Here is an 11806-nt window from a genome sequence, read left to right as displayed (position 1 = left end):
TCCGGGCAGGAACTCCTGGACGAGGGCCAGGTGCCCGTGCGCCGTGCTGTCGCCGTCGGCGCCCGGCCAGGACCCGGCCACCGCGCCCAGGCTGGCGGGCACGCAGGTGCAGCCGGCGGAGGCCAGTGCCCCCTGCAGGATGACGTCGGGGTTGTCGCCGTCGGCCAATGCGCGGAAGACCTTGGTGATCACCGGGTGCTCGGCGCCGGCCTCGTCGACCGCGATGGAGATGATCGAGGTGTTCGACTGCTCCCCGGTCAGGACCCGAGAACTGGTCAGCCGCAACCCATTCGGCGTTCCGGTGCCGGTGACGGTCTCCTCGACGGTGTCGTTCGCGCTGCTCGAGGCGGCCTGCGCCTGTCCGGTGGCGAGCGCGAAGAGGCGCTCGGCGAAGACGGGGTCGTGGGGCGCGTCATACACATAGCGGGTGCCGAGCACAGAGTGCTCGACCACCCCGACGAGGGCGGCGGCCGCGCCGGCGAGAGGGGCCGACCGGTAGGTCAAAGGCACCTGATAGACCACCGGCGGGCTGCTGGAGTCGTCCGCGAGGATGATCGACTCGATGCCGACCTCGCCCTCGGGGTCATCGAGCCGCCAGCTGAACAGCCGCCGCGGCTGCGGTGTGCTGCCTTTGCCGGCATACCACCGTTGGGAGCCGATCCAGCCGGTGAGCAACTCCAGCTTGGTGGGGGTGATCGAGGCGCCGAAGTGCAGGATCGCCATCGACTCAGCCCCGCCGCACGTGGATGATGTGCACCGGTTCCCACTCCGGGCCCAGCCGCACATAGTTGCGCTCCCCCCACTGCCAGTCGGCGCCGCTGATCTCGTCGTGGGCGGTGAAGCTGTCGCCCCAGTCCATGCCCAGGGCCGGCATGTTCAGGCTGACGATGGAACTGCGGGTCGAGTGCGGGTCGAGGTTGGCGACCACGATGATCGTGTCCACCTCGCCCGAGGGCAGCACCCGGTGCTTGGAGAAGCAGAGCAGGTTCTCGTCGGCCACGGTGTGGAAGGTGATATTGCGCAGCCAGTGCAGCGCGGGGTGGGCGCGGCGGATCTCGTTGAGCCGGGTCAGATAGGGCGCGAGGGTCTGACCGCTGCGCGGGCCGCCCTCCTCGTAGTCCATCCAGCGGCGGTCCTTGAACTGGTATTTCTCGTTGTCGATCTGTTCCTCGGCGCCGGGCCGGGCGACGTGCTCCATCAGCTCGTAGCCGGTGTAGATCCCGTAGGTCGGGACGAGCGTCGCCGCCAGCGCCGCCCGGACCTTCCAGGCCGCCGGCCCGCCGAACTGCATATAGGGCGTGAGGATGTCGTGGGTGGTGGGCCAGAACGACGGGCGCATGTATGCCGCGGCCTCGCCCGCCAGTTCCTCGACGTACTCGCGCAGGTCCCACGGCTGGTTGCGCCACGCGTAATAGGTGTAGCTCTGCTGGAAGCCGACCTTGCCGAGCGTGTGCATCATCGCCGGCTTGGTGAAGGCCTCGGCCAGCCAGATGACATCGGGGTGGTCCTTGGCGACGTCGGCGATCAGCCATTGCCAGAACTCGACCGGCTTGGTGTGCGGGTTGTCGACCCGGAAGATCTTGACGCCGTGGTCGATCCAGACCTGCATGACCCGGCGCACCTCGGCATACGCCTTCTCCGGGTCGTTGTCGAAGTTCAGCGGATAGATGTCCTGGTACTTCTTCGGCGGGTTCTCGGCGTAGGCGATCGTGCCGTCGGCCCGGTGCTTGAACAACTCCGGGTGGCTCTGGACCCACGGGTGGTCGGGGGAGGCCTGCAGCGCGATGTCCATCGCCACCTCGAGGCCGTGCCGGCCCGCCTCGGCGACGAAGAAGTCGAAGTCGTCGAAGGTGCCCAGGTCGGGGTGGATCGCGTCGTGGCCGCCATCGGGCGAGCCGATGGCATAGGGGCTGCCCGGGTCGCGGGGGCCGGCGTCCAGGGTGTTGTTGGGGCCCTTGCGGGCCGTGGTGCCGATGGGGTGGATCGGCGTCAGGTACACGACGTCGAAACCCATGGCGGCGATGGCCGGCAACCGCTTCGTGGCCGTGCGGAGCGTGCCCGAGATCCAGCCGCCCGCGCCCTCGTCGTAGTAGCACCCCTCGGAGCGGGGGAAGATCTCGTACCACGCGCCATACAGCGCCCGCTCGCGCTCGACGAGCAGCGGGAAATCGGCCGTGGGGGAAACGTATTCGCGCATCGGGAGCCGGTCCATCTCGGCGTGCACGTCGGGATGGACGCCGCCCGCGAGTCGCGCAGGCGGGAAACGGCCTCGTCGAGAAGCAGGCGGCCCTCGCCGCTGCGGCCCGGCTGGGCCGCCGCCCGCTCCAACAGCAGCGCGCCCTCGGTGAGCATCAATTCGACATCGACGCCGGCGGCCACCTTGATGGTCGCGTCGTGTTCCCACGTGCCGAACGGATCCCCCCAGCCCTCCACCCGGTAGGTCCAGTCGCCGACCGCGTCGGGGGTGACCTCGGCGATCCACAGGTTCAGGCCGGGGTTGATGCAGTCCATGGGCAGGTGCTGCGTGGACCCGTCCGGCCGGGTCAGGACGACGGTCGCGTTGACGGCGTCGTGACCCTCGCGAAAGACCGTGGCCGAGATCGTGAACGTCTCCCCGACCACCGCCTTCGCCGGCCGGGCGCCCCCGTCGACCAGCGGCTTGACGTCCTGGACGGGTATGCGGCCGATCGGTGTCTGCGGGGGCGTCGTCACGGGGGCTCGCGGGGTGCTCGGTTGGGCTGTCCGGGTGGCCGGTCGAGTCAGGGGAGTCACGGCGCAAACCTATCCAACGGAGGCCCACACTTGCAGGCTGCATGGCGCCGCCTTGACCTGGTCGCCGAAGCCGCGCTCGTCCTCCCGGCTCAGGTCGGCCTCCTCGGCGGCCGAATCCCACATCAGCCGGTAGCGCTGCCGTCCCGGGATGTCGGGCAGCGTCATCTGGACCGGGTGGGTCTGCCCGTTGACGATCAGGAGGATGTCGGTCTCGGCGGCATTGGCCGAGCCGAGCAGCATCGAGAAGCTGCGCGTGGCCGGGTCCTCCCACTCCTGGGCGCCGAGCGGCGCGCCCTCGGGCGAGCGCCACGACACGTCGGCCGGCCCGCCCTCGTATACCGGGTCGCCGGTCAGGAAGCGCCGCTGGCGCAGGACGGCGTGCTCGCGGCGCAGCCGGGTCAGCGCCGCCACCTGGTCGACGAGTTCGGCCTGCCACGGCTCCCAGCGCCAGTCCAGCCAGCTGATCTCGTTGTCCTGGCAGTAGGCGTTGTTGTTGCCGTACTGGGTGCGCCCGAACTCGTCGCCCGCGCACAACATCGGCACCCCGCTGGAGATCAGCAGGGTGCCGAGGAGGTTGCGGATGCTGCGGCGCCGGGCGGCGTTGACCGCTTCGTCGTCGGTGGGGCCCTCGACGGTGTGGTTCCAGGACCGGTTGTGCGACGCGCCGTCGCGGTTGCCTTCGCCGTTGGCCTCGTTGTGCTTCTCGTCGTATGCCGTCAGGTCGGCCGCCGTGAAACCGTCGTGGGCCGTCACGAAGTTGATCGACGCCGTCGGTGCGCGATGGCCGTGGCCGAAGAGGTCCTGGGACCCGGCCAGCCGGGTGGCCAGCATGCGGGACCCGTGGCCGGGGCCACCGCCGAGGACGCTCGCGACGTCCGAGAGCCAGAAGGTGCGCACGTCGTCGCGGAAGCGGTCGTTCCACTCGCTGAAGGGCGGCGGGAACTGGCCGGTGCGCCAGCCGCCGAAACCGATGTCCCACGGCTCCGCCACGAGTTTGGTGGTGGAGAGCAGCGGGTCGGTCCGCAGGGCGACGAGGAAGGGGTGGTCCGGGTCGTAGTCGCCGTTCTTGTCCCGGCCGAGGGCGACGGCCAAGTCGAACCGGAAGCCGTCGACGTGCATCTCGCCCACCCAATAGCGCAGTGAGTCCAGCACGAGCTGGCAGGCCACCGGGTGGCACAGGTCGAAGGTGTTGCCGCACCCGCTCATGTCGACATCGCGCCCGAAGGCGTCGATGCGGTAGTAGGCGGCGGCGTCCAGGCCGCGCCAGGAGAGGGTCGGCCCGTCGATGCCCTGCTCGGCCGTGTGGTTGTACACGACATCGAGGATCACTTCGATGCCGCCGGCGTGCAGGGCTCGCACCATGGCCTTGAACTCGTCGACGACCCCCTGCGGGTCGGCCGCGGCGGCATACCGCCCGTGCGGAGCGAAGAAGCCGAGGGAGTTGTAACCCCAATAGTTGATCAAACCCCGTTGCAGCAGAGCGGGTTCGCTGACGAAGGCGTGCACGGGCAGCAGTTCCAGCGTCGTCACGCCGATGCGGTGCAGGTGCTCGATGAGCGCGGGGTGGCCCAGGCCCGCGTAGGTCCCGCGCAGGTGCGACGGTATGCCGGGGTGCAGCATCGTCAGGCCGCGGACGTGGCCTTCGTAGAGGACCGAACTCGACCAGGGGTGCCGCGGCGGCACGTCGCCGCCCCAGTCGAACGTGGGGTCGATCACGACCGCGGAGCCGCCGAAGTCCAGGGCGCGGGCGTAAGGGTCCAGGAGAGGGGTGCGGGCGTCATACCGCAGCGAGCGGCCGGGATCGACGGGTCCGTCGGCGTGCAGCGTGTAACGGGTGCCCGGTCCGACTCCGGGCAGGTCGGCGCACCACCAGCCGTGCAGCGGGCCCTCCAGCTCCACCCGGCGCTCCCGGTGGCCGTCGTCGAGGCTGAGGGTCACCCCGGTGGCGTGTGCGGCATATACGGCGAACTCGGCGCCTCCGGGCACCAGCGTCATCCCGGGGGCGGGTGGCAGTTCCCGCGACATGACTGACATGAACATCTAGCCTAAGCATGGATAGGTTGGAGCAATGACTGATCCCACCGCATTGCCCAATTTGCCCGGATTCGGCACCAACCCGGCACCCTCCGAGACCGGCCCCGCCGAGGCGCCCCTGACCGAACGCGTCACGGCCGCGCTGCGCGAACTCGAACTGGAGCCGAGCACCGACTCCGACGGCGACATCACCTTCACCTTCCAGGACCAGCAACTGTTCATCCGCACGAGCGAGGACGACGCCCAGATCCTGCGCGTGTTCGGTCAGTGGCGTCTTGCCGAACCCGTGCCGACCGACCCAGTCGAGCGGCTCCGGGCGTGCAATGACGTCAACATCGCTTTCAACATGATCAAGACCTCCATGGCCGAGGACACCTTGCTCGTCACGTCCGAGCACATGCTGCCGCGCGGGGCCGACGTCCGCAGCCTGCTCATGGTGGCCATTCCCCTTGTTTTGCACGGGGTTTCGCTGTGGCATCAGCGGGCCATCGGGGAGGAGAAGCTCGCCGAGATGCAGGCCGCCGAGACCTCTGGGGAGGCCACCCCCGGGTCGGCCTTCGGGATGAACGGCTCCGGCCCCAACGGCAGCGGGAACTAGGTGCGTCATGGGCGAATTCGTCACCCTCGAGGTCGAGGACGGCATCGGCACGATCCGCCTGACCCGGCCACCGATGAACGCGTTGAACCTGCAGGTCCAGTCCGAGCTCGGGGAGGCCGCCGCGGCGGCGTCGGCCGACCCGGCCGTAGCTGCGGTGATCGTCTACGGCGGTGAGAAGGTCTTCGCCGCCGGCGCCGACATCAAGCAGATGCAGCAGATGTCGTATGCCGACATGGCCACCGCGGCGGGTGGGCTCCAGGGCTTCACGCGCGCGCTGGCCGCGGTGCCGAAGCCGACGGTGGCCGCGATCACCGGCTATGCGCTAGGCGGGGGATGTGAGGTCGCTCTCGCGTGCGACTTCCGGATCGCGGCGCAGGACGCCAAGCTCGGGCAGCCCGAGATCCTGCTCGGCATCATCCCCGGCGCCGGCGGCACCCAGCGCCTGGCCCGGCTCGTCGGCCCGGCGCGGGCGAAGGAGATCGTCTACAGCGGGCGGTTCGTCGACGCCGCCGAGGCGCTCGCGATCGGCCTCGTCGACAAGGTGGTGCCCGCCGACCAGGTGTATGCCGCCGCCCGCGACTGGATGTCCCGGTTCGTCGGCGGCCCCGCCCTGGCGCTGCGGGCGGCCAAGGAAGCCATCGACAAGGGTCTGGACAGCGACCTGCAGACCGGGTTGGAGATCGAGCGGATGCTCTTCTCCGGACTGTTCGCGACCGAGGACCGGCAGGCCGGCATGGACTCCTTCGTCGAGAAGGGCCCGGGCAAGGCCACCTTCACCGGCCGCTGAACACCCCCCGTCGAGAGTGCGCGACGCGCCGGCATTCCGCCGGCATTACGGCGCGTCGCGCACTCTTGACACGCTGGGCGTGTTGACAATCACGCCGCGACGGGACCGGTTCGCCGAGCGGTGCCTGAGAGACTGAACCGCAGTGCCCGCGCCGGGATCTGCCGGCCAGACCAACCGTTAAGGATGCAACGCGAGATGAACATCGTCGTTTGTGTGAAGTACGTGCCGGACGCCCAGGCGGACCGGGGCTTCGACGAGGCGGACCTGACCACCAACCGCGAGAGCGTGGACGGGCTGCTGTCCGAACTCGACGAATACGCCGTCGAGGAGGCGCTGAAGATCGCCGAGTCCGGCGAGGGTGCGGTCACCGTCATCACCATCGGCCCCGATCAGGCGGCCGACGCCGTCAAGAAGGCCCTGCAGATGGGCGCCGACAAGGGCGTCCACGTCAACGACGAGGCCATCAAGGGCTCCGACGCCCTGGCCACCTCGCTCATCCTCGCCGAGGCCATCAAGAAGGTCGGCATGCCCGACCTGGTGCTGACCGGCATGGCCTCGACCGACGGCACCATGGGCGTGGTCCCGGCGATGCTCGCCGAGCGGCTCGCTTTGCCGCAGGTGACCTATGCCTCGGAGCTGACGGTCGACGGCGGCACCGTCACCGCCCGCCGCGACGGGGACACCGCCAGCGAGACCATCTTCGGCGCCGTACCGGCCCTGATCTCCGTCACTGACCAGATCAACGAGCCGCGCTACCCCTCCTTCAAGGGGATCATGGCCGCCAAGAAGAAGCCGGTCGAGACCTGGACCCTTGCCGACCTCGGCATCGACGCCGGACAGGTCGGCGCCGCGGGCTCCTCGACCGAGGTGATCTCCGTCGCCAAGCGCCCGCCGCGTGAGCAGGGCGAGATCGTCACGGACGAGGGAGACGGCGGCACCAAGCTCGCCGAGTTCCTGGCCGGCCGCAAGTTCATCTGACCCACGAGACCTTCATTTCCAGGAGTAACCAATGGCTGAAATCTTCGTGCTCGTGGACCACGCGAACGGGCAGGTCCGCAAGACGACCGCCGAGATGCTGACGATCGCCGCCCGCCTGGGCGAGCCGTCCGCCGTCTACCTCGGTCCGGGCGCCGCCGAGGCCGCCGCGACCCTGGGCAAGTTCGGTGCCGGCCGCGTCTACGCGATGGACAGCGCCGACCTGACCGGCTACCTCGTCGTGCCGCAGGCCGAGTTCCTTGCCGCACTGGTCGGCAAGCTCAAGCCCGGCGCCGTCCTCATCCCGTCCAACCCCGCCGGCAAGGAGATCGCCGCCCGCGTCGCCGTCAAGACCGGCTCCGGCCTGGTCACCGACGCCATTGACGTCCAGCCCGGTGACGGCGGCATCGAGACGACGAAGTCCGTCTTCGCCGGCTCCTACACCGTCAAGGCCAAGGTCACCAAGGGCACCCCGATCATCTGCGTCAAGCCGAATTCGGCTGCGCCGCAGGAGAAGCCGGCAGCCGGGCAGGTCGTCCCGGTCAACCTGACCATCTCCGACGCCGCGAAGACCGCGCAGATCACCGAGGCCAAGGAGAAGCAGGCCTCCGGCCGTCCCGAGTTGACCGAGGCCGCGATCGTGGTCTCCGGCGGCCGCGGCACCGGCGGCGACTTCTCGCCCGTCGAGACCTTCGCCGACTCCCTCGGCGCTGCCGTCGGCGCCTCGCGCGCCGCCGTGGACGCCGGCTGGTATCCCCACACCTCGCAGGTCGGCCAGACCGGCAAGCAGGTCAGCCCGCAGCTGTATGTCGCGTGCGGCATCTCCGGGGCCATCCAGCACCGCGCCGGCATGCAGACGTCGAAGACCATCGTCGCGATCAACAAGGACCCGGAGGCGCCGATCTTCGAACTGGTCGACTTCGGCGTCGTCGGCGACCTCTTCACCGTCCTCCCGCAGGCGACGGAGAAGGTCCAGGCCTCGAAGGGCTAGTTCGCGTCGTCTTGTGCTCGCCGGACGAGGCGGCGGCGTCGGGGCGGGAGATTCGACACTCGGTCGCAGAGCGACCTTCGGTCTCAACCGCCCCTCTCGCCCCCGCCTCACCCGGCTTTGCTTCTCGTCCCGCCTGCCTTCGTCGAGACGTCGGTTCCGGGCCGCCGAGATCTCGCTCGTAGAATCTCTCGGTGCACTACCTCGATCACGCTGCCACGACACCGCTGGTGCCGGCGGCGCGGGCTGCCCTGATCGAGACTCTTGACCTCGTCGGCAATCCGTCGGCGGTCAACGCCGCCGGTCGGGCGGCGCGGCGGATAGTCGAGGAGGCGCGCGAGCGGATCGCGGCGGCCCTCGGTGCGCATCCGTCGGAGGTCATCTTCACCTCCGGGGGGACCGAGGCGGACAACCTGGCGATCAAAGGGACGTATGCCGCGCGGCATACTGCTGAGCCGGCGCGCACCCGAGTCGTCACCAGCGCCATCGAGCACCACGCGATCCTCGACTCGGTCGATTACATGACGGAGTCCTCGGGCGCCACGGCGGTTTTCGTGGAGCCCACGGTGGTGGGCGCCATCGCGCCGGACGCGCTCACGTCGGCGCTCGGTGACGGCGCGGACGTGGCGCTGGTGAGCATCATGTGGGGCAACAACGAGATCGGGACGATCCAGCCCATCGCGCAGCTGGCGGCCGTATGCCGGGAGCTCGGCATACCGATGCACTCCGACGCCGTGCAGGCGGTCGGGCATGTGCCGGTCGACTTCTCCGCCAGCGGGCTCGACCTGCTCACGCTCACCGGACACAAGCTCGGCGGACCGGTCGGCAGCGGCGCGCTGCTCGCTCGCCGGGACGCCGCGCTCGCGCCGCAGTTGCACGGCGGCGGACAGGAGCGCAAGGTGCGCTCAGGCACGCTCGACGCGCGCGGGGTACACGCGCTCGCGGCGGGGGGGGGGGCGGTCGAGACCGCGGTGGCCGGCCTGGACGACGAGATGACCCGCGTCATTGCGTTGCGGGACAAGCTCATTCGCGGGGCACTCGCGCTCGGCCTCGGCATCGAGGTCACGGGCGCCTGGACTCCGGGGAGTGCCGCCGACCGGCTGCCCGGCAATGCGCACCTGCGGGTTCCGGGCGCCGATCGCGATGCGTTGCTCTTCGTCCTCGATGCGGCCGGGATCTCCTGCTCGGCGGGGTCGGCCTGCACGGCCGGCGTGACGAGGCCGAGCCACGTCCTGACGGCACTCCGCATCGGCGACGCCGACGCCGCCGGCGCGCTGCGTTTCAGCCTGGGGCACACCAGCACCGAGGAGGACGTCGACGCCGTCCTCGCCGTGCTGCCCGATGCGGTGGCGCGCTCGCAGGCCGCGCGCGGGGCGGCCTGATGCGTGTCGTCGCGGCCATGAGCGGGGGAGTGGACTCCGCCGTCGCCGCCGCCCGCATGCTCGATGCCGGCCACGAGGTGGTCGGGGTCCACCTGGCGCTGTCGCGTTCTGCCGCAACGCTTCGCGAGTCCGCGCGCGGCTGCTGCACCATCGAGGACGCCGGCGACGCCCGCCGGGTGGCCGACCGGCTCGGCATACCGTTCTACGTCTGGGATCTCGCCGACCGCTTTCAGCGCGACGTCGTGGACGACTTCGTCGCGGAGTACGCCGCCGGCCGCACCCCCAATCCGTGCCTGCGCTGCAACGAGAAGATCAAGTTCTCGGCGCTCCTCGACAAGGCGCTCGCCCTCGGGTTCGACGCCGTGGCGACCGGACACTACGCGCAGATCGTCGACGGCCCCGACGGACGGCAACTGCATCGCGCCGTCGACGCCGCCAAGGACCAGTCCTACGTCCTCGGCGTCCTCACCCCCGACCAACTCGACCGCGCGTTCTTCCCCCTCGGCGATACCACCAAGCCCCGGGTCCGCGAGGAGGCAGCCGAGCGGGGTTTCTTCATCGCCAAGAAGCCCGACTCCTACGACATCTGCTTCATCCCCGACGGCGACACGCGCGGTTGGCTCACCGACCGGCTGGGGGAGCAGCCCGGCGACATCCTCGACGCCGACGGGCAGGTGGTCGGTCACCACCACGGCGCCTACGGCTTCACCATCGGGCAGCGCAAAGGCCTTGGCCTGGAACGCAGCTCGATGGACGGGCAGGCGCGCTACGTCACCGCGATCGACCGCGCCGCCAACACCGTGACGATCGGCCCCGCCGACCTGCTCGGCGTCGACGAGATCCGCGGTATCCGCGCGCTCTGGTGCGGCCCGGCCCCGAGTGGTCCCATCGCGGTGGGCGCCCAGGTGCGCGCCCACGGCGAGGAGATCCCTGCCACCGCGCACGTCGAGGGCGACGAGATCGTCGTCCGCCTCGGACGCACCATCCGCGGTGTCGCGCCCGGCCAGTCCGTCGTCCTCTACGACGGCACGCGCGTCGTCGGCTCGGCGACGATCGCCGAGGCGGGGCGCGCGCGGCATACGACCGGCGCATGACCTGGCGACGACGGCTCGCCGGCCTGCGCGTCGACCTCACCCCCGCCCGCGAGTCCCGCGACTACCGGCTGCTCCTCATCGCGGGCACGGTCTTCTATCTCGGGCACATGGTCTCCTATGTGGCGCTGCCGTTCCTGATCTATCGCGAGACCGGCTCCAACGCCATGGTCGGCCTGATGGGCGTCGTCGAGCTCGTGCCGCTCATCGTCTTCGGCCTCTGGGGCGGGGCGCTGGCCGACCACGTCGATCGCCGTCGCCTGCTCGTCACGTGCGGCATCGCCCAGGTCGTCCTGATGGCCGCCCTGGCCGCCAACGCCTTCCGGCAGCGGCCGAGCATCGTCGTGATCTTCGTCATCGGCGCACTGCTCATCTCCGTCGGCGCGGTGCAACGACCGTCGCGAGAATCGTTGCTGCCCAGGACTGTTCGCCACGACCAGATCAGTCAGGCCAACGCCCTCTCGTCGTTCGGGATGCAGGCCGGCCTCTTCGTCGGGCCGACGATCGCCGGCCTGCTCATCGCCACTGTCGGGATCGGTTGGTGCTTCGTCGTGGACTTCGCCGGCATGCTGTTCGCCACGGCCATGTATGCCCGGATGCGCCCCTATCCGCACCGGGGCGAGACGACCGCGCCGTCGGTGCGGGGCATCGCCGAGGGCTGGACGTATGCCGTGCGCCGCCGGGATCTGCTGGGCACCTATCTCATCGACATCGCGGCGATGCTGCTCGCGATGCCGATCGTGCTCTTCCCCGCGTTCGCCACGGACGTCTTCGAACGGCCCGAACTCGTCGGCCTCCTCTACTCGGCCGAGACCGTCGGCGCCCTCGTCGCGACCAGCCTGTCGGGGTGGATGCACCGGGTGCACCACCACGGCCGGGCGATCACGATCGCGGCGACGGCATACGGCTGCGCCATCGCGCTCGTCGGTCTCGCTCCGACGATCTGGCTCGCGATGCTGGCACTGGCGCTGGCGGGCGCTGCGGACAATGTCTCCGCGGTCTTCCGCGGCACCGTCTGGAACCAGACCATCCCCGAACGCATGCGCGGGCGTCTGGCCGGCATCGAGATGCTGTCCTTCTCCGTCGGCCCGCTCGGCGGGCAGGCTCGCGCCGGCCTCGTCGCCGACGCGTGGAGCGTCCGCGGCGCCATCACCAGCGGCGGGCTCGCGTGCGTCGCCG

Annotated in this window: 9 protein-coding genes and 1 pseudogene; 7 read left to right on the top strand and 3 right to left on the bottom strand. The window is 70.3% G+C overall.

Going from position 1 to position 11806, the window contains the following annotated elements; translation table 11 throughout:
- From BN11_RS24080 to glgX, 3 genes and pseudogenes are all read right to left on the bottom strand, one after another.
- A partial coding sequence (locus BN11_RS24080) for a maltokinase N-terminal cap-like domain-containing protein (protein WP_048699387.1) occupies window positions 1-723 on the bottom strand: 723 nt, incomplete at its 3' end.
- Between the two features lie 4 nt (window positions 724-727).
- Window positions 728-2712 (bottom strand): annotated as a pseudogene (locus BN11_RS16110) (alpha-1,4-glucan--maltose-1-phosphate maltosyltransferase).
- A gap of 69 nt (window positions 2713-2781) precedes the next feature.
- Window positions 2782-4806 carry a glycogen debranching protein GlgX gene (gene glgX / locus BN11_RS16105; protein WP_235435517.1) on the bottom strand — a complete coding sequence of 675 codons (2025 nt, stop codon included), beginning with the start codon at window positions 4804-4806 and terminating at the stop codon, window positions 2782-2784.
- A gap of 34 nt (window positions 4807-4840) precedes the next feature.
- Here glgX and BN11_RS16100 point away from each other — a divergent pair, with 34 nt between their 5' ends.
- The 7 genes from BN11_RS16100 to BN11_RS16070 form a co-directional block, all read left to right on the top strand.
- Window positions 4841-5404, top strand: coding sequence for a YbjN domain-containing protein (locus tag BN11_RS16100; RefSeq protein WP_048699385.1), 564 nt, complete (start codon window positions 4841-4843; stop codon window positions 5402-5404).
- 7 nt (window positions 5405-5411) lie between these two features.
- The gene (locus BN11_RS16095) at window positions 5412-6191 is read left to right on the top strand and encodes an enoyl-CoA hydratase/isomerase family protein (RefSeq protein WP_048699383.1); all 780 of its coding nucleotides are present in this window, start codon (window positions 5412-5414) and stop codon (window positions 6189-6191) included.
- 195 nt (window positions 6192-6386) lie between these two features.
- Window positions 6387-7169, top strand: coding sequence for an electron transfer flavoprotein subunit beta/FixA family protein (locus BN11_RS16090; protein ID WP_048699381.1), 783 nt, complete (start codon window positions 6387-6389; stop codon window positions 7167-7169).
- A 31-nt stretch (window positions 7170-7200) separates the two neighbouring features.
- Window positions 7201-8157, top strand: coding sequence for an electron transfer flavoprotein subunit alpha/FixB family protein (locus BN11_RS16085; protein WP_048699379.1), 957 nt, complete (start codon window positions 7201-7203; stop codon window positions 8155-8157).
- Window positions 8158-8348: 191 nt separating this feature from the next.
- On the top strand, window positions 8349-9536 hold the full coding sequence (locus tag BN11_RS16080) for a cysteine desulfurase family protein (RefSeq protein WP_048699378.1): 1188 nt from the start codon (window positions 8349-8351) through the stop codon (window positions 9534-9536).
- Window positions 9536-10630 (top strand): tRNA 2-thiouridine(34) synthase MnmA, encoded by a 1095-nt coding sequence (gene mnmA, locus BN11_RS16075; RefSeq protein ID WP_048699377.1) that lies wholly within the window; start codon window positions 9536-9538, stop codon window positions 10628-10630. Before BN11_RS16080 ends, mnmA begins: the two co-directional genes overlap by 1 nt.
- A partial coding sequence (locus BN11_RS16070) for an MFS transporter (protein WP_053084148.1) occupies window positions 10627-11806 on the top strand: 1180 nt, incomplete at its 3' end. The genes mnmA and BN11_RS16070, both read left to right, overlap by 4 nt.

The sequence above is a fragment of the Nostocoides australiense Ben110 genome, from assembly GCF_001050535.1.
GTDB classification, from domain to species: Bacteria; Actinomycetota; Actinomycetes; order Actinomycetales; family Dermatophilaceae; genus Nostocoides_A; species Nostocoides_A australiense.
This window is presented reverse-complemented; position numbering and strand designations above follow the sequence as displayed.

Excerpts from the sequence above, each read along its gene's own strand:
- BN11_RS16100 (WP_048699385.1), top strand. The coding sequence starts at position 4,841 with ATGACTGATCCCACCGCATTGCCCAATTTGCCCGGATTCGGCACCAAC.
- BN11_RS16090 (WP_048699381.1), top strand. The coding sequence starts at position 6,387 with ATGAACATCGTCGTTTGTGTGAAGTACGTGCCGGACGCCCAGGCGGAC.
- mnmA (WP_048699377.1), top strand. The coding sequence starts at position 9,536 with ATGCGTGTCGTCGCGGCCATGAGCGGGGGAGTGGACTCCGCCGTCGCC.
- BN11_RS16085 (WP_048699379.1), top strand. The coding sequence starts at position 7,201 with ATGGCTGAAATCTTCGTGCTCGTGGACCACGCGAACGGGCAGGTCCGC.
- BN11_RS16095 (WP_048699383.1), top strand. The coding sequence starts at position 5,412 with ATGGGCGAATTCGTCACCCTCGAGGTCGAGGACGGCATCGGCACGATC.
- glgX (WP_235435517.1), bottom strand. The coding sequence starts at position 4,806 with ATGTCAGTCATGTCGCGGGAACTGCCACCCGCCCCCGGGATGACGCTG.